The organism is Treponema sp. R8-4-B8 (assembly GCF_054786175.1).
The window spans coordinates 48,948-68,701 of sequence record NZ_BDHE01000486.1 but is presented as its reverse complement, the minus strand read 5'-3'; the positions used below and the strand labels follow the sequence as shown (position 1 = coordinate 68,701).

General features: G+C 45.6%; 27 protein-coding genes. 10 read left to right on the top strand and 17 right to left on the bottom strand.

The features are described from left to right. Positions 1 to 2 precede the first annotated feature (2 nt). The 3 genes from ACYVRA_RS12815 to ACYVRA_RS12805 all read right to left on the bottom strand — a co-directional run bounded on the left by ACYVRA_RS12815 (position 3) and on the right by ACYVRA_RS12805 (position 1,656). Positions 3 to 548: a hypothetical protein gene (locus tag ACYVRA_RS12815; protein WP_461253107.1), complete on the bottom strand. Its 546-nt coding sequence runs from the start codon at positions 546 to 548 to the stop codon at positions 3 to 5. 116 nt (positions 549 to 664) lie between these two features. Beyond that, complete coding sequence (locus ACYVRA_RS12810) at positions 665 to 1,429, bottom strand: hypothetical protein (protein WP_461253106.1); 765 nt, start codon at positions 1,427 to 1,429, stop codon at positions 665 to 667. Between the two features lie 29 nt (positions 1,430 to 1,458). Continuing rightward, positions 1,459 to 1,656, bottom strand: coding sequence for a hypothetical protein (locus tag ACYVRA_RS12805; protein ID WP_461253105.1), 198 nt, complete (start codon positions 1,654 to 1,656; stop codon positions 1,459 to 1,461). 144 nt (positions 1,657 to 1,800) lie between these two features. Between ACYVRA_RS12805 and ACYVRA_RS12800 the strand changes: the two genes are divergently transcribed. After that, positions 1,801 to 2,133, top strand: coding sequence for a helix-turn-helix domain-containing protein (locus ACYVRA_RS12800; RefSeq protein WP_461253104.1), 333 nt, complete (start codon positions 1,801 to 1,803; stop codon positions 2,131 to 2,133). 12 nt (positions 2,134 to 2,145) lie between these two features. Here ACYVRA_RS12800 and hisD read toward each other — a convergent pair whose 3' ends face one another. The 3 genes from hisD to hisE are packed head-to-tail and all read right to left on the bottom strand — an operon-like array spanning position 2,146 to position 5,981. After that, positions 2,146 to 3,474, bottom strand: a complete 1,329-nt coding sequence (hisD, locus tag ACYVRA_RS12795) for a histidinol dehydrogenase (RefSeq protein ID WP_461253103.1) — start codon at positions 3,472 to 3,474, stop codon at positions 2,146 to 2,148. Then, positions 3,471 to 4,604 carry a histidinol-phosphate transaminase gene (gene hisC / locus ACYVRA_RS12790; RefSeq protein WP_461253102.1) on the bottom strand — a complete coding sequence of 378 codons (1,134 nt, stop codon included), beginning with the start codon at positions 4,602 to 4,604 and terminating at the stop codon, positions 3,471 to 3,473. Before hisC ends, hisD begins: the two co-directional genes overlap by 4 nt. A gap of 6 nt (positions 4,605 to 4,610) precedes the next feature. Beyond that, positions 4,611 to 5,981: a phosphoribosyl-ATP diphosphatase gene (gene hisE / locus ACYVRA_RS12785; protein ID WP_461253101.1), complete on the bottom strand. Its 1,371-nt coding sequence runs from the start codon at positions 5,979 to 5,981 to the stop codon at positions 4,611 to 4,613. 160 nt (positions 5,982 to 6,141) lie between these two features. Between hisE and ACYVRA_RS12780 the strand changes: the two genes are divergently transcribed. The 9 genes from ACYVRA_RS12780 to ACYVRA_RS12740 all read left to right on the top strand — a co-directional run bounded on the left by ACYVRA_RS12780 (position 6,142) and on the right by ACYVRA_RS12740 (position 11,909). After that, positions 6,142 to 6,561 (top strand): hypothetical protein, encoded by a 420-nt coding sequence (locus ACYVRA_RS12780; RefSeq protein WP_461253100.1) that lies wholly within the window; start codon positions 6,142 to 6,144, stop codon positions 6,559 to 6,561. After that, positions 6,500 to 7,495 (top strand): ABC transporter ATP-binding protein, encoded by a 996-nt coding sequence (locus ACYVRA_RS12775; RefSeq protein WP_461253099.1) that lies wholly within the window; start codon positions 6,500 to 6,502, stop codon positions 7,493 to 7,495. Before ACYVRA_RS12780 ends, ACYVRA_RS12775 begins: the two co-directional genes overlap by 62 nt. 1 nt (position 7,496) lies before the next feature. Beyond that, positions 7,497 to 8,315 (top strand): ABC transporter permease, encoded by an 819-nt coding sequence (locus ACYVRA_RS12770; protein WP_461253098.1) that lies wholly within the window; start codon positions 7,497 to 7,499, stop codon positions 8,313 to 8,315. Positions 8,316 to 8,320: 5 nt separating this feature from the next. After that, positions 8,321 to 8,872, top strand: a complete 552-nt coding sequence (locus ACYVRA_RS12765; protein ID WP_461253097.1) for an RNA polymerase sigma factor — start codon at positions 8,321 to 8,323, stop codon at positions 8,870 to 8,872. Between the two features lie 68 nt (positions 8,873 to 8,940). Next, positions 8,941 to 9,741: a transporter substrate-binding domain-containing protein gene (locus tag ACYVRA_RS12760; RefSeq protein ID WP_461253096.1), complete on the top strand. Its 801-nt coding sequence runs from the start codon at positions 8,941 to 8,943 to the stop codon at positions 9,739 to 9,741. A gap of 9 nt (positions 9,742 to 9,750) precedes the next feature. After that, positions 9,751 to 10,398, top strand: a complete 648-nt coding sequence (locus ACYVRA_RS12755; RefSeq protein ID WP_461253095.1) for an amino acid ABC transporter permease — start codon at positions 9,751 to 9,753, stop codon at positions 10,396 to 10,398. Between the two features lie 2 nt (positions 10,399 to 10,400). Then, positions 10,401 to 11,177: an amino acid ABC transporter ATP-binding protein gene (locus tag ACYVRA_RS12750; RefSeq protein ID WP_461253094.1), complete on the top strand. Its 777-nt coding sequence runs from the start codon at positions 10,401 to 10,403 to the stop codon at positions 11,175 to 11,177. Between the two features lie 145 nt (positions 11,178 to 11,322). Beyond that, entirely contained in the window at positions 11,323 to 11,601 is a 279-nt protein-coding gene (locus tag ACYVRA_RS12745) for a type II toxin-antitoxin system Phd/YefM family antitoxin (protein WP_461253093.1), read from the top strand. Beyond that, positions 11,598 to 11,909 (top strand): type II toxin-antitoxin system RelE/ParE family toxin, encoded by a 312-nt coding sequence (locus tag ACYVRA_RS12740; protein WP_461253092.1) that lies wholly within the window; start codon positions 11,598 to 11,600, stop codon positions 11,907 to 11,909. The genes ACYVRA_RS12745 and ACYVRA_RS12740 overlap by 4 nt, the downstream gene beginning before the upstream one ends. 41 nt (positions 11,910 to 11,950) lie before the next feature. On the opposite strand, the gene ACYVRA_RS12735 is transcribed toward ACYVRA_RS12740, so the two are convergent. The 11 genes from ACYVRA_RS12735 to ACYVRA_RS12685 all read right to left on the bottom strand — a co-directional run bounded on the left by ACYVRA_RS12735 (position 11,951) and on the right by ACYVRA_RS12685 (position 19,734). Beyond that, a complete protein-coding gene (locus tag ACYVRA_RS12735; RefSeq protein ID WP_461253091.1) occupies positions 11,951 to 12,181 on the bottom strand; it encodes a hypothetical protein in 231 nt (76 codons plus the stop codon). A gap of 8 nt (positions 12,182 to 12,189) precedes the next feature. Beyond that, positions 12,190 to 12,447, bottom strand: coding sequence for a hypothetical protein (locus ACYVRA_RS12730; RefSeq protein ID WP_461253090.1), 258 nt, complete (start codon positions 12,445 to 12,447; stop codon positions 12,190 to 12,192). A 229-nt stretch (positions 12,448 to 12,676) separates the two neighbouring features. Next, entirely contained in the window at positions 12,677 to 12,994 is a 318-nt protein-coding gene (locus ACYVRA_RS12725) for a formylglycine-generating enzyme family protein (protein ID WP_461253089.1), read from the bottom strand. Continuing rightward, on the bottom strand, positions 12,978 to 14,339 hold the full coding sequence (locus ACYVRA_RS12720; protein ID WP_461253088.1) for a caspase family protein: 1,362 nt from the start codon (positions 14,337 to 14,339) through the stop codon (positions 12,978 to 12,980). The genes ACYVRA_RS12725 and ACYVRA_RS12720 overlap by 17 nt, the downstream gene beginning before the upstream one ends. A gap of 148 nt (positions 14,340 to 14,487) precedes the next feature. Next, positions 14,488 to 15,300 carry an imidazole glycerol phosphate synthase subunit HisF gene (hisF, locus tag ACYVRA_RS12715; RefSeq protein WP_461253087.1) on the bottom strand — a complete coding sequence of 271 codons (813 nt, stop codon included), beginning with the start codon at positions 15,298 to 15,300 and terminating at the stop codon, positions 14,488 to 14,490. Then, entirely contained in the window at positions 15,301 to 15,924 is a 624-nt protein-coding gene (gene hisH, locus ACYVRA_RS12710; protein WP_461253086.1) for an imidazole glycerol phosphate synthase subunit HisH, read from the bottom strand. Then, positions 15,918 to 16,559: an imidazoleglycerol-phosphate dehydratase HisB gene (hisB, locus tag ACYVRA_RS12705; protein WP_461253085.1), complete on the bottom strand. Its 642-nt coding sequence runs from the start codon at positions 16,557 to 16,559 to the stop codon at positions 15,918 to 15,920. The genes hisH and hisB overlap by 7 nt, the downstream gene beginning before the upstream one ends. A 98-nt stretch (positions 16,560 to 16,657) precedes the next feature. Continuing rightward, positions 16,658 to 17,509, bottom strand: a complete 852-nt coding sequence (hisG, locus tag ACYVRA_RS12700) for an ATP phosphoribosyltransferase (protein WP_461253084.1) — start codon at positions 17,507 to 17,509, stop codon at positions 16,658 to 16,660. A 127-nt stretch (positions 17,510 to 17,636) separates the two neighbouring features. Further along, on the bottom strand, positions 17,637 to 18,506 hold the full coding sequence (locus ACYVRA_RS12695) for a hypothetical protein (protein WP_461253083.1): 870 nt from the start codon (positions 18,504 to 18,506) through the stop codon (positions 17,637 to 17,639). After that, on the bottom strand, positions 18,503 to 19,234 hold the full coding sequence (locus ACYVRA_RS12690; protein WP_461253082.1) for an IspD/TarI family cytidylyltransferase: 732 nt from the start codon (positions 19,232 to 19,234) through the stop codon (positions 18,503 to 18,505). Before ACYVRA_RS12690 ends, ACYVRA_RS12695 begins: the two co-directional genes overlap by 4 nt. Positions 19,235 to 19,236: 2 nt before the next feature. Continuing rightward, on the bottom strand, positions 19,237 to 19,734 hold the full coding sequence (locus ACYVRA_RS12685; protein ID WP_461253081.1) for a CarD family transcriptional regulator: 498 nt from the start codon (positions 19,732 to 19,734) through the stop codon (positions 19,237 to 19,239). Between the last annotated feature and the right edge of the window lie 20 nt (positions 19,735 to 19,754).

Here is a 19,754-nt window from a genome sequence, read left to right as displayed (position 1 = left end):
AGCTACCTTATAATATTCTTTGAACCGTCATTCAAAACACTTTTAATTGTCCATTTCATGACAAGAACAACTGCTAACATTATTATTAAGCTAAGATAAAATAAACTGGCCTTATTCTCAAACAGAAAATTAAAATAGGTTGCACACGACGGTAAAATTATTAGCAATGATATATACCATCTTTTTGGAATTATTACCGCGTATAATACGGATGTTATTTCAGCTAAATAGAAATAACGCTCATGCATCTTGGGAAGGAAAAAAGGAATGATTAAAGCGCAAAAAAAGAACAAGGTAATATGTTCAATTGCAATCTGTTTGGAACTATCGCCGGGCGCATTGTTTTTTATCTTGTGAATGATCAATAGAAGCATTCCAAACATTATAGCAAGAGTTAATATAATACCTATTCTACTAAAAAGCATTACATCATTATTAGCTTTAAATAATGCAAACACAGACGGGGCATTATGTGTCAGTGCGTCAGCATAACTTGTCAGTTGCTTAAAATAAGCCCTTAGCATCTGGATATGCGCTCCAAATGGCAACCCAATTATAACAGTGGAAATAAATCCGGCAAAAAGATAAATTAATTTACTAAATACAAAATATTGTTCAAAATATAGAAATATAATGAATGGAAGTATAAACACAGCTTGCAGTTTTATTGATATTGCAACACCATAAAAAAAAGCGCTAATACGCTTTTGTTCTCAAGAAAATATAAGAGTGATAAAAATACAAATGCCGTATATATGCTTTCACATTGCGCCCAAATCCCGCTATTAAAAAACACTGTCGGGCACAGAAGAATGAGCGCATAGGCGGCTAAAGCGCGCAATTTATTATTATGTATATGTAAAACAATTTTTCCAATAGTAAATGCCAATAAAAAATCGAAAAGGCATGAAATAATTTTTACACAAGGAAGCCATAGGCTTTTGGGTAAAAATGATATAATGCTTAAAAAATAGTGATAAAAAGGAAAATAATCAGATTTTATGGTTGCAATACCAAAGAAATGCCCATTTTGAGACAGATGTTCAATCCATGGAATAATCCATGCTCTGTAATCAACAGAAGAAAATTGAAAGCCGGCTATTCGGATAAATAGCGCAATAATACTTATCCCTAAACATCCAACAATGAAATAATTTTTTCTAAAAAACTCTAAGACAGCATTTTCAAAATACAGAATAAAAAGAAAAATTCCAGACGCTATAATGCCCGCTATTGGTAAGGCGATCACAAGCGTTGATAATAGATTATTTTCATCGGCTGTTGGAATACGCGGACTATTTTTTTCAAAAAACTGCAAGCAAAAGAGCCGTAACTGCGGGGAAGCAATAATAAAAATACAACATATTGCTACAAATGAAAAAATAACAGTTAAAATAATTTTTTCAAATGAATATTTTTTATAAGACACTAATACCTCCTTAAATCGGTTTGTCATATCTATTTTCCATTTTTGCCTTTGAGAGAAACATACCGGGTATTATCCGCAGTCATCGTTTTGTACGCTCTTTGTATCCTTAAAAGCCCCTGCGCCGTTTTCAGCACCCCTTTTTGGTGATTAATGTTGAGTGCCTTAAACCCTTTGCTTAAGCGGGAAAGTTCCACATTGATCTGTTTTCTCATTCCTTCGTTTTTCATAAGAAATCTATAGAATCATAGTATAGATTTACAAGAAATCAGTCAAGGTTTTTACGAATATATAAAGAAAATATTGTTAAAAAGGGAGTTTTATTGTATTTTGAAGAAAGGTGATAAATGCAAGTTTCTATAAATACCCGAATAATGGCAGTCAGAAAAGCGTTGGGGCTGTCGCAACGGGCTTTTTGTCGGGGTATTTTTCTTTCTCAAGGTTTCTACGCTCAAATAGAAAGCGGGCTCAAAAAAGCCAACGAGCGCATCTACGAACTAATATCAACAAAATATAATGTTAACAAAGAATGGCTTTTGACAGGTAAATGGGAGATGTTTTCCGGTTTGGCTCCCGATGTTGATCTTGAACAACTGATTGAGATTTACAAGGAGATTGATCCCGCGTTTATAGAATATATTATGCTCCAGATAAAACAGCTTCTTGACGTTCAAAAGCGCAAAAAGAAAACGGAAAATAAAGAATAATAAATTCCCCTACTACTTTCCCCTTGCCACAGCGCTCTTAGCATGCCCTTCCAGCCCTTCGGCGCGGGCTAGCGTTTCCGCGGCGTTACGCGCTTTTTCAAAGCCTTCGCCTGGGGCGCAACGCAGCGTTGTTACGGTTTTTAAAAAGTGGCGCACGGACAGGCCGCCTGTAAAACGGGCGCTTGTTTTTGTGGGCAAGGTGTGGTTTATTCCGGCGGAATAATCGCCGATAACTTCCGCGCTGAACGCGCCTATAAAAAGCGAACCGTAATTTTTCAATTTGGGAATCCAACTGTCCGCGTCTGCGGTTTGGAGTTCAAGGTGTTCAGGCGCGATTTTGTTGGCTATTCGGATTGCCTCTTCCTGTGTTTCATAGACGATAATAAGGCCGCCTGCTTCTAATGAAGCGCGGGCAGTTTTTTCCGTCGGCAGAGTTTTAAGCCTTCTCTCTACTGCCGCGGCAATTTTTTCGGCAAACTCCTTGCTTGAAACCAACGCCATCGCGCGCGCGTCCGGGTCATGTTCAGCCTGACTTAGCATATCAGCCGCGGCAAGATCGGCCGCTTTTTCAATATCGCCGTCACAAGAGCGCCCGTCCGCGATGATAAAAACGTCAGTGGGGCCGGCGATAAAATCAATTCCCACTTCGCCAAACAACAGCTGCTTGGCAGTCGCGACAAATTTATTGCCTGGGCCGGCTATAACGTCAGCGCGAGGAACGGATTCAGTGCCAAGAGCGAGAGCGGCGATTGCTTGAGCGCCGCCTATAGCGAAGATACGGACATTGTTGTTATGCGTAATTTCAGACGCTATCATGGCGGCGGCAAGTATTTTTTTATCGGGGATGCCGTCTTGAGTCGGGGGTGAAGAGAGAATCACTTCTTCCACGCCGGCGCAAAAGGCGGGAATCATGCACATGAGGACTGAGGAAAAAAGAGGGAAACGCCCTCCGGGAACATAAATTGCCGCCCTTTGAACAGGGATAATACGCTGGCCTGTAACAAGCCCCGGCTCCATTTCAAATTCAAAATCGGCGAATTGTTCCCGCTGTTTTTCAGAAAAGCGTTTTATGTGCAGGGTGGCAAGCTCCATCGCGTCTATAAGAGCGCGGTCATTTTCACGTAACTGATCAAGAGCGCGTTTTGCTTCAGTTAGCGGAACTTCAAGCCGCTGAGGGGAAGATTTGTCAAACTTGGAAGCGTATTTTTTGACAGCCGCGTCCCCATTGGCGCGTACCTGTTTTATTATTTCCTTTACAACTTTTTCAGTCTTCGTGTCACAAGAGCGTTTTGTTTCATTTTTCCAATACGAATCAAACTCAGTACTTTGAATTATTTTCACGTTACGCCTCTTATAATCTTTTCACACGCTTCAATAAACGCGTCCATATCCTTGTCTGTTCCCATACTGACACGCAGGTAATCTTTTATTTTTTCCTTATTAAAATGCCTTACAAGTATTCCTTTTTCGCGTAACGCGGTAAAGAAGTCCGCTCCTTTTACGCGCGGCGGTTTTATAAAAAGAAAATTTGACTCTGATGGCAGAACGTTAAACCCAAGATCGCGTAAAGAATTCACTATCCGTTCCCTTGTGGCGGTGACATGAGTGTTTATTTCATCGTAGTATGCCGCGTCCCTAAGCGCCGCCGCCGCTCCCGCTAGGGCAATGCGGTCCATGGTGTACGAATTAAAGGAATCGCGGATTCGGCATAGGGCCTCTATCAATTTTTCATTGCCAATGGCAAAACCAGCCCTTAACCCGGCAAGAGACGCGGATTTTGAAAGCGTATGCACTGTCAGCAAATTTGGATGATCGTTGACACGCGGAACAGCCGATAAAGAGCCGAGTTTTGCGTCTTTCACGCCGCTAAAGGCGATATAAGCCTCATCTAAAATAAAAACTTTCCCTATTCCCATAAGATATTCAGCAAGAGATAAAATTTCTTCTAACGGCAGAGCGATTCCTGTCGGGGCGTTTGGATTTGGAAGGATAACTCCGCCTGACTTAACTTTATATTCATCAAGATTTATTGTAAAATCATCGCGTAACGGTATTAATTTGTACGGTATGTCCCAAAGATTGGCATAAACAGGGTAAAAACTGTAAGTAATGTCAGGGAACAGAATAGGCTGTATTTTTTCGCCATTTGTTCCGCTAACGCTCTCTTTTGCGGATTCAAAAAACGCGCCGAAAGCGAAGGCTAAAATTTCATCGGAGCCGTTGCCTGCAAATACCTGTTCCGTTTTAACGCCGTAACGCGCCGCCGCCGCTTCGCGAAATTCAGTACATTCAGGATCGGGATACAGGCGCAAGCTTTCATTTGCCGCTTTTTGAACGGCTTCTAAAACCTTAGGCGAAGGCGGATAGGGATTTTCGTTTGTATTAAGCTTAATGAATCTCCCGTCCTTAGGCTGTTCGCCCGGCACATACGGGGAAAGATTTTTAACGCGGGTATTCCAATATTCGCTCATAAAAACTTACTTTTTGTGCCTCCGATCAAGTTCGTCAAGTATTTCCTGAATACTCACTCCCGCTTTTGTCATCAGTACGGTCGTAAAATACAGAAGATCGGCGGCTTCCCAAATAATTTCTTCGCGGGTTTTTGCCTCGCATAATTCTTTCGCCTCTTCCATAATTTTTTCGCGCACAAGCTCGTCGTCAAGGGTTGCCGTATACGAACCCGGCGCGGGATTGCGAAAACGGTCCTGTATTATGTTCTGCAAAAATTGCAGCGTATAACTCCTGTTATTTGTAAAACACGACCACGCGCCGGTATGGCAAACTGAGCCTTCCGGCTCCGCAATGGCAAGAATCGCGTCATGATCGCAGTCCGTCCTTAGTCTGATTAGTTTTAACACATTGCCGGAATTTTCGCCTTTCATCCAAAGTTTGTTTCTTGTGCGGCTGTGAAAGCATACGTTGCCGCGCTTGAATGTTTCAGCTAACGCTTCTCTGTCGGTAAAGCCGGTCATTAAAATTTGGCCGTCGGGGGCTTGAACGATAATGGGAATGAGCAGTGAGGAATGAGCAGTGTGCAATAGAGGAGAATCAACGGATAATCGTGTTGCATCCGAAGGCGTTGCGGGGGGGACTCCCCCACTCCCTTTCTTCCAGTTAAGCGACACGATGAAAGCGTCCGCTAGGTTTATCTTTCCAGTGTATAACGCCATGCCTAGCTGAACGTCACAGCCGAGAGCGGCGATTTCTTCAACTTCAGCTAACGTTGATACTCCGCCGGCGACGGTAATCTGGCAGGAAACCGCTTCCCGCAATTTGCGTACCGGGGCAAGGTCGATACCCGTCATGGTGCCTTCGCGCTCTACGCAGGTAAACAAAAGTTCGCCCGCGAAAGGCTCGACTAATTTGGCCGCTTCAATAATATCTAGGCCTGTGGGGGTTTTCCAGCCGTCCACGACAATTTCTCCGGCGCGGGCGTCAACCGCGGCGATTAGCCTCTGCCGCCCGATTTTCTTCGACATGGTTTCAAGGAAGGGGATATTTACCGCAAACTCCCCGCCCGCGGCGCCCGCCCCTTTTTTTGCCTGATCGCGAAAAGCGCCTGAGCCGACGATTATTTTTCGCGCCCCAAGACTGACCAGTTCCTGCGCCTGCTGAGGCGTTTTTATGCCGCCGCCTACTCTGCACTCGGCTTTTCTAAGAAGAGGTTTTATCATTTCAAGGTTGGAACCTTTCCCCATCGCCGCGTCAAGATCTATGACAGCGACTTCGCCGTAGCGGTCGAATTCTTGCGCCAATTCAAGATGATTGTCCCGTTGCAGCACAAGTTCCTCGCCTTGTTTTAACTGAACGACTTTGCCGTTTTGTATGTCTATCGAAGCTATTACCATAACTTATTATATTGTAAAAATCGAGGAAGAATCAATGGTTAGTGAGCAGTGAGCAGTGAGCAGTTGTTTGGAAGATTATCTTACTTACCAGACTCACTACCTACTATCCACTAAAATATTTTCGTCTCTCATTCGTCTGCTAAGGTAGAGGAGAATTAATATGAGAAGAAATTTTAGATGGGTATTTGGCGGTATTTGCGCTATGCTGGCGATGGCCGCCGTATTCGGCGCGGTTATTATGCTGTTGTGGAACGCTCTTTTGCCGATGCTTTTTAGCTTTCCGCAGATTAGCTACTTGCAGGCGGCGGGGCTGCTCATTCTGGCGAGGCTGTTGTTTGGCGGCATAGGGGGGCATGGCGGACATAAGAGAGCGATGGGAGACGAGCGGCTTTTTCATGGGAACAAACTTCGTGAAAAGTGGATGAATATGAGCGAGGAAGAACGCAAAGAATTTATGGAAAAGGAAAAAGATTTTTTTAAGTTTCATAAAGGCTTTTCACGCTTTAACGGCTGTTTTGATGATGAAGAAACAAAACAGAATGACAAGTCCGGCGAAAAAAAGGATGATAGCGGTGAGTAATTCTGTCATAACCGTACAAAACCTGACCAAGCGTTACAAGGGCGCGCAAAAACCCGCCGTGGACGATATTAGTTTTTCTGTTGGAAAGGGCGAGTTCTTCGCGTTCCTTGGCGCTAACGGCGCGGGGAAAACGACGACTATTTCCATTCTGACAACGACGCTTTCAAAAACTTCAGGAGAGGTAAAAATCGGCGGGTTCGATATTGAGAAAGAGGCGAGGAAGGTGAGGGAAAAAATTGGCATCATATTTCAACAGCCAAGCCTTGACCCGCAGTTGACGGCGGAGCAGAATATCCGCTTTCACGCCTGCCTGTACGGAATGTGCGGATACCGTCCCGCGTTTCACCTAATGCCCGCCGCGTACCGCAAACGCGTAACTGAGCTTGCCGAAATTGTAGGAATACAGGACGCTCTTTTTAAGCCTATCAAAAAACTTTCTGGCGGTATGCAGAGAAAGCTGGAAATTATCCGCAGCCTTATCCATACGCCAGACGTGCTTTTTCTTGACGAGCCGACTCAAGGTTTGGACGCTGTAAGCAGGCGCGGGTTGTGGGAATACATTAATGAAACGCGAAACCGTTACGGAACAACGGTTTTCCTTACTACGCATTACATTGATGAAGCTGAGAACGTGGATACGGTATGCCTTATCAATAACGGAAAAATCGCCTCCTGCTGTCCGCCGCATGAATTAAAACAAAGTTTAATGCGGCATGAACTCATTCTGGACGCCGATGACAGGTTGGCGCTGACAAATGAGCTGTCCTCTCTTGGACTTCAGTTTTCGTTGAACGGTCGCGTTATTGTTCCCTACAAAGATTCAGCGCAGGAAATTATTTCTCGGATAAAGACAAAACTGACCGTGTTAAAAATACACGAACCTTCATTGGAAGACGCGTATATTGAATTTCTAACCAAACAAAAGGGGATATAGTATGAGCGAATTTGTTTTAACGCGAAAAAAATCGCGGCTGTTTAGGGAGTTAAACACTGTTTTAACCGTCATGGCTCGTGAAATAACGATATTTTTCAGATCGCCGGGAACCGCGATTATGAGTATCGCGATGCCTATTGTCTTAATGGGAATGATCGGCGGCAATTTAATGCAAAACATGGCTGGCGGGCTTGGCTTTCAATTTGGGCAATTTATGCTGGTGGGAATGTTAGTCAACATGCTGTTCATGATGACTACAATGGGCATGACTTCTCTTGTAGACGATCACGACATAGACTTTAATCAGGAAATGCTTGTCTCTCCCGTATCCCGTTATTCGATTGTAATAGGCAAAATACTAGGTTGCGGTTTCGCAGCGATTATGAGCATGGCGGGAACTCTTGTCGTCTCTCTTATAATGGGCATCACTCTGCCCGCCGGCAAACTGCTCTTGATTCTCGCCCTATCGCCGCTCATGTGCTTGTCAGGCGGGGCGTTGGCGATGATCATCATAGGTCTTATTAAAAATAAAAGAGCGGCAAATCTTGCCGTAATGCTCATTGTCATGCCGCAGATGTTTTTGTCCGGCGCTATTATCCCAATCAACAATTCATCGGGCGTTCTGTTAGTTTTAAACCGCGTAATGCCGATGACATACTGTTTAGACCTTGTTCGCGCCGTTGTTTACAGGGGTAATCCAGAGTATAATAGCGTTGTTATGTTTAATCCGTTAATTAATTTTATGGCAATTCTTTTGCTGACGGCAGTTTGCCTTGTTCTTGGCACTTTCTTCTTCGCGCGAAGCGAGAAAGACAGGTAACATTAATGGCGAAAAATTCTGTCTCGCAAACATTTAAAAGTTATCAGCAAAAACTGTTAAACTTCATTCGCAACCGGGTGAACCAGATTGAAGACGCGGAAGATATTTTACAAGATGTGTTCTATCAATTTAGCCGCGTTGATAATTTGATTCACCCGATAGAAAATATTTCCGCGTGGCTTTACCGCGCCGCCCGCAACAGAATAATTGATCATCATAAAAAGAAAAAAGACGAATCCTTACCCGCGTTATACGATGAGGACGGCGATGAGTACATTTTTGACGAAATAGCGGACATTATCTACGGCAAAGAAGCGACGCCTGAAACAGAAATGCTTCGCTCGCTGGTTTTTGAAGAGATACAAACCGCCCTTTCCGATCTGCCAAAAGAACAACGCGAAGTTTTTGAAATGACTGAACTGCTTGGTTACTCAGTAAAAGAAACCGCTGAAAAAACCAATGTTCCCGTCAACACCGTTCTTTCCCGCAAACATTACGCGGTAAAGTTCTTAAGAAAAAGACTTGAAGAATTGTACGTTGACGTTATGGGAATTTAACGCAAAATATTATTGAATAATTTCTGCCAATCTGATACAATAAATACTTACTAAGGAGAAGAAGTTTTATGAAAAAGAGTATTTTTATGTTATTTGCGGTTATTTTCACAACCAGCTTAGTGTTTTTTACGTCATGCGGCAAAAAGGACGCGGGGACGCTTACATGCGGGGTGACAGAATATGAGCCGATGAACTTTAGGGATGAAAGAGGCGATTGGACGGGTTTTGACACTGAACTTGCCATGCTTGTCGGAGAAAGGCTTGGCATGAAGGTGGCGTTTCAGGAAATAAATTGGGACAACAAATATCAGGAGCTTCAAGCCGGTTCTATAAACGCCATCTGGAATGGATTTACAGCTAACGCGTCTGAAGACGGCGTGCCAAGAAGCAACATGGTCGATTTCAGCTACAGTTATATGATAAATCAGCAAAGCATCGTCATCAAAGCCGACAGAGCGAAAGAGTTTAGGAGTATGGATGATTTAATTGGCAAGAAAGCCGCCTGTGAAAGCGGTTCAGCGGGAGAATCATTCGCAAAAGAATATTTAGAAGATGCAAACCTTATTACCGGTACGCCCGCGCAAATCAGCACTTTCCTTGAAGTCAAATCAGGATCCGTTGATTTCGCTGTTGTTGACATTCTTTTAGCGCGGAGGCTGGCGGGCTCGGGCGATTATTCCGATTTAACCATCGCGAACATTACCCTTGATCACGAAGTTTACGCCGTCGGTTTTAAGAAGGGAAGCCCTCTTACTCATAAAGTCAATAAAGCGTTGAAAGAGTTATACGACAATGGGAAAATGATGGAACTCGCGAAAAAATACAAGCTTGAAAACTCTCTCGTTCTTGATACTAAATTTAAGGGATAATTCCATTATATGGGATTTTCCGCGGTAACATTAAGGCTTTTAAGCGGTTTCCAAACCACATTCCTTATTTTTTCGCTGACCCTTTTATTCGCCCTTCCGCTCGGCCTGATTATCTCATTCGGCTCAATGTCAAAAGTCAGGCCTCTCAAATTTATTGTCAGAATAATTGTCTGGTGCGTCAGGGGCGTGCCTTTGATGCTTCAGATATTTATAGTGTTTTACGTGCCGGGGTTTGTCTTCGGCGCGCCGATTTCTTCAAGGATTAACGCCGCCATAATCGCGTTTTCAATTAACTACGCGTGTTATTTCAGCGAAATATTCCGAGGCGGCATTGAAAGTATTTCCGCAAGCCAATACGAAGCGGGACAAGTTTTGGGAATGACAAAAGCGCAGATTTTTTTCCGCGTTGTGCTGCTTCAAGTTATAAAGCGCATAACGGCTCCGATGTCAAACGAAGTTATTACGCTTGTGAAGGACACGGCCCTCGCGCGGGTAATCATGGTAGTGGAAATAATCAGGGTAGCGGAAACATTCGCCTCGACCAGAGCGATCATTTGGCCGTTGTTTTACACGGGCGCTTTTTATTTGTTGTTTGTCGGCCTCCTTACGCTGTTGTTTGGATACGTCGAACAAAAATTAAGTTATTTCAGGGCGTAAAAATGGCAATTCTTGAAGCGTATAACATCGCCAAACGTTTTGGCTCATCCGAAGTTTTGAATAACATCAGTTTTTCGCTTGACGAGGGCGAAGTTCTCGCCATTATCGGATCTTCAGGCAGTGGAAAAACAACTCTCTTGCGCTGTTTGAATTTTTTGGAAAAGCCCGACTTTGGCAGCGTCATAGTTCGCGGGGAAACGCTGATAGACTGCAAAGGCCATTCCCATTGGGACGAGTCCGAGATAAGGCAAAAACGCCGTCATTTCGGGCTTGTATTTCAGGCGTTCAATTTGTTTCCACAATACACCGCCTTTGAAAACATAACGCTTGCCCGCGAGTTGGAAGCGAAAAAAAGAGCGGATTACAAAAAAAACAGAAAAACCATTATCGAAGAAATACGCAAAGAGGGCATGGTTCTTCTTGAACAAATGGGTTTATCCGCGAAACGCGATTTATATCCCCACCAGCTATCGGGCGGCCAGCAGCAGCGCGTCGCCATCGCAAGGGCGTTGGCTTTAAAACCCGATATTTTATGTTTTGACGAGCCGACTTCCGCCCTTGATCCAGAATTAACAGGAGAAGTGTTAAAAGTAATCCGCGCTCTTGCGGAGAAAAACACGACGATGATAATTGTTACCCACGAAATGCAATTCGCGCGTCAGGTTGCCGACACGGTACTTTTTATGGACGAAGGCGTTATTGTCGAATACGGACGGCCTGAACTTCTTGATAATCCTTCCAGTGAGAGATTAAAGCGGTTTCTTGAGAGGTATTCTTAAAATTTTTGGGAAGACCTCACACCAAGATCACAAAGGAAGAGAAGAACACAAAGGGGGGAAGAGGGGGTGTATTGTATTGAATTGACGAATACCCATATTTGAGATATAATTAGGTATATAATATGACTATTATAAGGGGACGAATATGACAGCTATAATTAAACCGTCAAGCGACATTCGCAAGAATTATAACTCTGTCGCGGAAATATGCCGGACGCAAAAAGTACCTGTCTTTTTAACAAGGAACGGCAAAGGTGATATGGTCATTATGGATATTGAATCATACAATCGCAGGGAAGAAGACCTGGCTTTGGCTCAGCGTTTGGCCGCAGTTGAAATGGCGCGTGCGACAGGGACAAAAGATTTAACCCTTAATGAATTTGAACAAAATATGCGAAAGGCTATTGAAACAAAGAAAAAATGAAGAAATACAATATTCGTGTGGCACCTGCGGCAAATGATAGAATGGCCGGGCATTTTGAATTTCTTGCAAGAGTCAGCGAGAATGCCGCATATAAATTACTTGACAAACTTATCGAGGATATAAAATTACTTGAAACCAACCCTCAGATAAATCCATATTTGGACAGACCCTATATAGAACCTGGGAAGTATCGATACAAATTATCTTATGGCCGTTATCGGATTGTTTATCAAGTTATCAATGATACTGTATTTGTAGACGACATTCAGGATTGCCGTCAGGACGATGACAAGAGTTTGTTGAAATAAATCAAGATAAGGAAAAAGTGGTGTCGGTTACGCCGCGTGTTCTATACTGCGGCTGCAAGCCTCTCCCGTACCATTTCGCTGATTATTTGTGCCGGAGTTTTGTGATCGGCTATTGCTTTCGTTAAAAGGTAGTCTGCGGAAAGCTCATCAAGTCCAAAAAGCCGGGCCTCACGGCGGCTGACAAAACCAGTTCCGTTTGGACCAACTTTAGGTGTGTTCTTCGTCCAGTATTCATCAAGAGCTTCATACTCTTCCTCTGTTAAGTCCGGCATATATCCTCCTAATGATATAATAGCGCAATAAAAGCGTTTCGGCACGGCATGACATGAAACACTCGCACTGTGTCTTCATCCAGTTCGTTGTATAAAATCTCAATAAGATTAGCGTTGCGGTCAAAACCAATTATCAAATGTTTGTCCACTGCGCCTTCTTCCTCAAAAACAGCATCATATTTTTTGGTTTTGAACGCCCATCGAACATCCGCATCCGTATAACCATGCTTGAACGCCGATTTTGCATATTTGATAACAACGTCCATAATTAGACTATACATTCTGATAAAAAAAAAGGCAAGATATAATATACAATATGTAGGCTATACAAAAGAAAAAAGAAGAGTGAAAAGAGAAAAAAGCAAGAAGGAAACTTCTTTAACTTTTTTCTCTCTTCATTTTTCTTTCTTCTTTCGCACTCCGCTCCATGCCCACGCCTCCGCTCACTCCGTTCGCTACGGCTCGGGCATTTCGCTCCTTACTTGGCCTGTTAAACTAGGGGCGGACAAGCCGGAAGCCGATGCTGCCGCCCCGGCTGCTCGGGTAGCCGTAGTAGCTCCGGCACGCGGAACGCAGGTTCCCGGCTGAAAAGTCCCAGCCCCCGCCGCGTAACATGCGGTAAGCGCCGGTAGCCGCTCCCATAGGATCGGTCTGCGACCCACTTGTATAATCGCCAAACCAGTCCCAGCACCACTCATACACGTTCCCGTGCATATCGTACAATCCCCACGTGTTTGGCGAAAAACTTCCCACTGCCATTGTCTTTTTCCTGTAATTTCCTTTCGCGTTATTATTATTATGGATAGTTCCCATCGTAATTCGCCTGACTTGTTGTGACGTTGTTCCCGGTACTGAACGGCGTTGTAGTCCCCGCCCTGCAGGCGTATTCCCATTCAGCCTCCGTAGGCAGACGGTAACCGTTGGCGTTCTTATTCCATGTTACGTTATAACCATTTCTGGTATACGCAGGAGTTAATCCCTCCTTCTGGCTCCTCTTGTTGCAGTACTCTATCGCGTCATACCAGCTTACTTGTTCCACAGGCAGATTGTCACCTTTAAAATTACTAGGATTTGTCCCCATTATTTCCTTATATTCCTTCTGCGTAACCTCATACTTCCCCATGTAAAAACTGCTCACCGTCACCTGATGTTGAACTTCATAACTACTACGGCCTGGCTCATTGGTGGGACTGCCCATTGTGAAGGTTCCGCCTTGTATGAATACCATGCCGGCAGGGATGGACGCTGGTTGCTGTGCGGCGGCTGATTGCGTGGTTTGCGCAGGCTGTGTAGCAGTTTGCTGCGGCTGAGTAGTTTGCGCTGGCTGCGTAGCAGTCTGTTGCGGCTGTGTGGTTTGTACAGGTTGCGTAGTAGTCTGTTGCGGTTGAGTGGTTGTCGTCGTTGTCGCTACTTGCGGCTTGCCGCCGAGGTAGGCTTGACCCGCAAACTGGTTATAGACAGCAGGGCGCTGTTGGCTGCCGCTGGCACGGACTACGTCGCCCATTGTAAGACGGAAGACTTCGGCTACTTCAATGCCGGGGGTTTTTAGGCGTTCCAGTAAATGGCCGGTAAAAAGACCGTTCCTGCCTACGCCGTCAGATGCGGTGGAACCGGCGCTTGTCGCGTATACGATGATGCTGTCAGCTGGCTGGTTGTTTACAACTTGCAAACCACGGCTGCCGGAGCGCTTCCATGGAAAGGGGTTGTCTCTGCACGCGTCAAGGACTACCACATTCAATTCGTTTCCCGCTTCGTTCAGTTCGTCAAGCATTTCCTGCACGGAAATCGCCTGTCTGCGGAGAAAACTTTCACTTTGAATATTAGCGTCAACGGGTATCAGGTAATTCTCTCCATTGGACTGCACCCCGTGCCCCGCGTAAAAGAAAAAGCCATAAGAATTTTTCGACCCCTTCAGCTTTTTTTTAAGGTTCACAATCCCGTTTTCCATTTGGGACAAGTTCCCGTTCAGCACCTTCTCCACAGTAAATCCAAGCCCCTGAAGGGCGGCAGCTATGTCGTTAGCGTCATTCACAGGATTGTTGAGCTTTGTAATATTAGTATAAGCCCCGTTACCGATGACAAGAGCGTATTTCTGTTGGGCGAAAAGTCCCGCAGTAAGGAAAAACACCAATGTAATAAGAATAGCAAATTTTTTCATTGTATACTCCCTGAATATATAATAATATACCATGTTTTTAATAATAATTCAATGATCTCTGGCTCTTCTTTGTGATCTTTGTTTCTTCGTGATCTTTGTGTGAAATTTTATAGATAAATTTCTGCATTTGACACTTTTTTCTTTCGCGCTACCACCTCACGCAAACGCCCTTCCCCTCAGCGCATTTTTTAATCTCCCCAATAGTCGTTTTCCCAAAATGTAAAAGCGACGCTACCAGCGCGGCGTCCGCTCCCGGCGTTTCTTCGGGCGCGAGTCCTTGCGGCGCTTCCGCCGAAGCGGTACTGAGCAAAACTTCCGCTATTTGATCAAGCGTCCCTGCGCCGCCTGAGGCGATTACGGGGACGGGAACGGCGTTGAGTATTCGGCGGGTAAGTTCCAAATCGTAGCCGCCGCCAGTGCCGTCAGCGTCAATTGAGTTGAGTAATATTTCTCCAGCGCCAAGTTCTACGGCGCGGATTGCCCATTCGATAGCGTCAATACCCGTGTCGGTTCTGCCGCCGTGGGAATAGGCGTGCCAGCGCAGAGAGCCGCCGCCTTCGACGCGTTTCGCGTCTATCGAAAGCACGACACACTGGCTGCCGTAGGCGTTCGCCATTTCGCGTAACAATTCGGGGCGGCTGAGGGCGGAAGTGCAGACTGAAACTTTGTCCGCGCCTGAGTTCATCGCGTCGCGCATGTCGTCAATTACGCGGATGCCGCCGCCGACGCACAGGGGGATGAAAACTTCGGCGGCTACTTTACGCACAACGTCCAGTAATGTGGCGCGGCTTTTGTAAGAAGCGCCAATGTCAAGGAAAGTGAGTTCGTCCGCGCCGTCATCGTTGTATCGGCGGGCAAGTTCTCTTGGGTCGCCAGCGTCTTGTATGCCTTTAAATTTTACGCCCTTCACTACCCTTCCATCGTCAACGTCAAGGCATGGAATTATACGTTTTGCCTGCATTTATCCCTCCGCCCAATTTCGCAAAAGGGCAAGCCCCGCGGCGCCGGATTTTTCCGGGTGAAATTGCACCGCGGCTAACGCTCCGCGCTCAACGGCGCAGCAGTAGCGGACATAGTATTCGGTTTGCGCGGCGGTTACTGAATCGTCTGCGGGGTCGGCGTAGTATGAATGTATATAGTAGAAAAAACTGTTATCGGTTAAACCTCGGAAGATTTTTGATTCTTTTCGCGCGTTTGTCTGATTCCAGCCAATTTGCGGGACCTTGCGTCCGGGAAAACGCCGCACAGTTCCCGGAATTACCGAAAGCCCCTTCACTTCCCTGCCGTCAACAGGCGGGGCCTCTTGCGAAGTTTCAAATAACAACTGCAAACCGATACAGATTCCCAAAAAGGGTTTGTCCGCTTTTATCCATTCACATAACGCCTGCGCGTAACCTGACTTGTTAATCGACTCCATTGCTGTAGCGAAATGCCCGTCTCCTGGGAAAATAATTTTCTCAAACGGTGAAGTTGAAAGCGATAGTTCCTGCGGCCCAGCCGCGAACCGCGCGGGAATAGAAAGCCGCTTAAGGGCGTTCATAACAGAGCCAAGATTTCCCGCGCCGTAGTCAATTACGCCTAACACACGTATACTCCGGGAGAATCAAACAGGGATCCCTTGGTTGACGGGATTGAATCTTTTGCCCTCTCGTCAATTTCACAGGCGGCGCGCAGGGAGCGGGCGGCGGCTTTAAATAAAGCTTCAATCTTGTGGTGATCGCTTCTGCCGCGAAGAACCTCCAAATGCAGATTACAGCCCGCCGCGCTTACAAACCCCTGCCAAAAATCCTCGATTACGTCGGTTTGAAACTTATATTCTTTCCCGCCTTCCGTTGAAATTATAGGGGAACCCGCAAGTTGTCCGTCAAAAAACAGAAAAGGCCTGCCGCTCAAGTCAACAGCTGCGCGGGCAAGACATTCATCCATAGGAAAAAGACAGCTCCCGCTTCGAATAATGCCCCGTTTGTCACCTAACGCCTTAGCGAAACACTGGCCAAGAACAATCCCCGTATCCTCGACAAGATGATGCTGATCAACTTCAAGGTCTCCTTTCGCGCGTATTTCAATGTCGAATAACCCGTGACGCGCAAAAGTATTAAGCATGTGCCCCATAAATCCCAACGGATAATCAAACTTACCCGCACCTTTCCCATCAACATTCAATTTGATAAATATTTCAGTCTCTTTAGTTTTTCTCTCAATCTCCGCCATCCTATTCATCTTCCCACCCCCTATTCATCGCTAATTGTTCATTGCTAATTGCTAATTGCTCACTGCTCACTGCTCACTGCTCACTTCTCACTTCTCACTTCTCACTGTCACAACACCACTTTCCGTAAATCGTACTCCACAATATCAATCGCGCCAAGTTTTTTCAGTTTCGGAATAATATCGGGAACCTCATGTTTTTTAACGGCAATTTTTACCGCGAAACCGGCGTCACCATAAAGCGGGGCGACCGTGGGACTTCGCATCGCGGGAAGGCTTGCCAAAGATTCAAACTGCTCTTTGGGAATATTCATTTCAAGCATTACGCGATCACGCCCGTCAAGGACGGCGCTAAAAAGCATGGCAAGCTCGTCAATTCCGCGTTTTTTCTCCGCGTCGGCAAGAGCGGCTTTTGACGCGACAAAGCGCGTGGAAGATTCAAGCAAGGTCGCGATTATTTTTAAACCGTTGTCTTTGAGCGTCTGACCGGAAGAAGTGTTATCGATAATCATGTCCGCGTCATCCGGCGGAAAAACTTCCGTCGCGCCATAAGTGCGTAAAATTCGGTATTGATAGCCTGAAGATTTTAACCACTGCTGCGCGAGATTGACATATTCCGTGGCAACAACCAGTTTTTTAGAGCGCAATTTCGCCTCGTCATAGTCCTGCGGAACAGCGGCGACAATACGCACTTTGTCAAAACCAAGGTCTAAAACCTCCTGCACGTCCGCGCCGCTTTCGCGTATCCAGTCAATACCGGTAAAACCAGCGTCGTGGCTTCCAAGCTCCAAAAGCTCGCCTACGTTTTGGGGCTTCATGATTTTAGCGTCAAGCCAATCCGCTCCCAACGCGGGGCGGTAGGTGCGGTCGCTCAACGCGATGGGAAATCCCGCCTCGAAAAAGAGTCGGCTTACATTGTCAAAAATTCTTCCCTTGGGAATCAGTATCCTTAATTTTTCCATAATGACAGTTTAACTGAATTTAAAAGGAAATTCTACCACGCAAACTAAGTTAGTGAGTAGTGAGTAGTGGGTAGTGAATAGTGAAAGAGAAATTCTAAATACTATATACTACTCACTACTCACTAACTCACGGCTTCACCACCACAAACCCCGCCGCTCCGATGCTGAAATCCGTCTGCTCCTCCCATGACGCGAACAAACTGCCGTTTACCCGTCCTATTCCCGTATAAACAAATCCTTCGGGTAACGGTGGCAACGAGGGGTGTGTAAATACGGTTTCTTTGGGGGCGGAGCTAAAAAAAACATCTACCGATATTTCTTTGCCAGCCTGCTCGAAGTCGGCGGTACGGAACATTCGCACAAGAGCGGAAGAGCCTGTTCTTTTTGCCGCCCTGTAATAAATCAAACCGTCGCCGGCAAGACGGAGGGTGTCTATGTCCCAGCCGTCTTCAGGAGGGAATAGGGCGAAAAATGGAATATCCACGGGGAATGGAACGTTAGAATTCATATTGATTGACCATGTTCTCTGTCTGGGAAGAGGCGCGTCGGAAGCCAAGAAACGCTCGTCAAGATACAGAAGCGCCGTGGGATTGCCTTCATAGTAAATAAATCCCCCCGCCGTATACTGCCGCCAATACTCGCCGCCTGAAAAACGGTATATCGCTATATCCTGCGTACTTCCGCTAACGGGAGCCAGTCTTAAAAAACCGTCGAGGTTTACTACCATCACTACCCCATTGTCGGTTTCATGCAAAAAACGGATGTGGCTCGCGAGAGGCCACGGAACAAGCGCGACTGAAAAAGCGGCGTCTTCAATTGTTTCAATATGAACGGGGCCTTCGTCCGTCAGTTGAAACCAGAGCGGGTGTTTTCCGGGCTGTAAAATCGCCATTGGGTACGCGCCGTACCACACTATAGTATTGGAATCCTCGGCGGGCTTATTACGCGCGCAGGACATGAGAAAAATAATAAGCAATCCGATAATTATTTTTTTCAAATTAAATCCTCTGGGAAAGTTATTTTTTTATTCTCAGGCTCTCCGTAGATAACGGCTACTCGTCCGTTGAATCTGCCCCATATTTCAGCGTCGTCTGTAAATTCTTCCGTTTCTACGTTTGCCGCCTGTTTATGCGCGTCAAGAATTTCAGGAAACTTAAAAGCCTGCGGAGTTTGGGCGATTCCAGTATTGGTTCGTTTCAGGTGGGTTTTAATAAACACGGCGGACGCGCCGTTATCTGTCCGCGTTTCTAAGGGGGACTCGCATTCCTTTGGGGTATCTATCAGCGGCAGGAGCGGGATGACGGCGTTGTGTTTTTTTACCGCCGCGATAATATTTTCTATAAGCGAAGGGCTGACCCACGGTCTCGCGCCGTCATGGATTAGCGCGTAATCGGGGGAAAAATCCGCGAGGACGGAAAGAGCGTTAAAGACTGATCGTTGGCGCGTATTGCCGCCTGTAACAAAAAGGATTTTTGGTTTTTGACTTTCTAATAAATTCGCGGGTAACGCGGCGCGGGCGGCATTCTCGCCGTTTTCGGGGACGGAAATTACAATTACCCGCACGGACGGGACACAGGCAAAAGCGGTTACCGCGTTTCCAAGCGCCGTATTTCCATTACTCAATTTCTGATACTCTTTTTTACGCGCCGGTGAATCCTTTAGTTTCATTCTTGAAGACGCGCCGGCGGCACAGATAACTACCGCTATGTTTAACGCGGCATCCATAGTTATTCAACTTCCAGACGCTCTAAAATCAAGCTCTGAACGTCCTCTTTGGTTTTTTTAAGCGAAATCGTAATTTCATCTTCCAGCAATCTCATCGCGGAGTCAAAAAGTTTTCGCTCCTGAATAGGCAGTTCTTTAACCTTGCTGCGGTGGTACAATGAACGGACAATACTCGCTATATCCCTGATGCTTCCCTTCTTTAAAAGTTCAAGATTCATCTGATAACGCATCTTCCAGTCAGTGGGAATAGGATCGTAGTCCTCGCTTAATAAATCAAGCGCCTTATTCGCCTCATCTCTTGAAACGGTAGGACGAATCCCAAGCCCCGCGGCTTTATCAACCGGGACCATTATCGTCATATCCGTAACTTCAAGATAAATTATGTAATAAGGTATTTTTGAATCTTTAAACTTTTTTTGAATTATGGACTTTATTACCCCGACTCCCTGACTTGGGTAAACCACTTTCTGGTCAACTACAAATGATTTTGATTTACTCATTACTTTAATAATAGCATAAA

Coding starts and splice junctions, on each gene's coding strand:
- ACYVRA_RS12805 (WP_461253105.1), bottom strand. CDS start 1,656: ATGAAAAACGAAGGAATGAGAAAACAGATCAATGTGGAACTTTCCCGC.
- ACYVRA_RS12800 (WP_461253104.1), top strand. CDS start 1,801: ATGGCAGTCAGAAAAGCGTTGGGGCTGTCGCAACGGGCTTTTTGTCGG.
- hisC (WP_461253102.1), bottom strand. CDS start 4,604: ATGAGCGAATATTGGAATACCCGCGTTAAAAATCTTTCCCCGTATGTG.
- hisE (WP_461253101.1), bottom strand. CDS start 5,981: ATGGTAATAGCTTCGATAGACATACAAAACGGCAAAGTCGTTCAGTTA.
- ACYVRA_RS12780 (WP_461253100.1), top strand. CDS start 6,142: ATGAGAAGAAATTTTAGATGGGTATTTGGCGGTATTTGCGCTATGCTG.
- ACYVRA_RS12775 (WP_461253099.1), top strand. CDS start 6,500: ATGATGAAGAAACAAAACAGAATGACAAGTCCGGCGAAAAAAAGGATG.
- ACYVRA_RS12770 (WP_461253098.1), top strand. CDS start 7,497: ATGAGCGAATTTGTTTTAACGCGAAAAAAATCGCGGCTGTTTAGGGAG.
- ACYVRA_RS12765 (WP_461253097.1), top strand. CDS start 8,321: ATGGCGAAAAATTCTGTCTCGCAAACATTTAAAAGTTATCAGCAAAAA.
- ACYVRA_RS12760 (WP_461253096.1), top strand. CDS start 8,941: ATGAAAAAGAGTATTTTTATGTTATTTGCGGTTATTTTCACAACCAGC.
- ACYVRA_RS12755 (WP_461253095.1), top strand. CDS start 9,751: ATGGGATTTTCCGCGGTAACATTAAGGCTTTTAAGCGGTTTCCAAACC.
- ACYVRA_RS12750 (WP_461253094.1), top strand. CDS start 10,401: ATGGCAATTCTTGAAGCGTATAACATCGCCAAACGTTTTGGCTCATCC.
- ACYVRA_RS12745 (WP_461253093.1), top strand. CDS start 11,323: ATGACAGCTATAATTAAACCGTCAAGCGACATTCGCAAGAATTATAAC.
- ACYVRA_RS12740 (WP_461253092.1), top strand. CDS start 11,598: ATGAAGAAATACAATATTCGTGTGGCACCTGCGGCAAATGATAGAATG.
- ACYVRA_RS12735 (WP_461253091.1), bottom strand. CDS start 12,181: ATGCCGGACTTAACAGAGGAAGAGTATGAAGCTCTTGATGAATACTGG.
- ACYVRA_RS12730 (WP_461253090.1), bottom strand. CDS start 12,447: ATGGACGTTGTTATCAAATATGCAAAATCGGCGTTCAAGCATGGTTAT.
- ACYVRA_RS12725 (WP_461253089.1), bottom strand. CDS start 12,994: ATGGGAACTATCCATAATAATAATAACGCGAAAGGAAATTACAGGAAA.
- ACYVRA_RS12720 (WP_461253088.1), bottom strand. CDS start 14,339: ATGAAAAAATTTGCTATTCTTATTACATTGGTGTTTTTCCTTACTGCG.
- hisF (WP_461253087.1), bottom strand. CDS start 15,300: ATGCAGGCAAAACGTATAATTCCATGCCTTGACGTTGACGATGGAAGG.
- hisB (WP_461253085.1), bottom strand. CDS start 16,559: ATGAATAGGATGGCGGAGATTGAGAGAAAAACTAAAGAGACTGAAATA.
- hisG (WP_461253084.1), bottom strand. CDS start 17,509: ATGGAAAAATTAAGGATACTGATTCCCAAGGGAAGAATTTTTGACAAT.
- ACYVRA_RS12690 (WP_461253082.1), bottom strand. CDS start 19,234: ATGGATGCCGCGTTAAACATAGCGGTAGTTATCTGTGCCGCCGGCGCG.
- ACYVRA_RS12685 (WP_461253081.1), bottom strand. CDS start 19,734: ATGAGTAAATCAAAATCATTTGTAGTTGACCAGAAAGTGGTTTACCCA.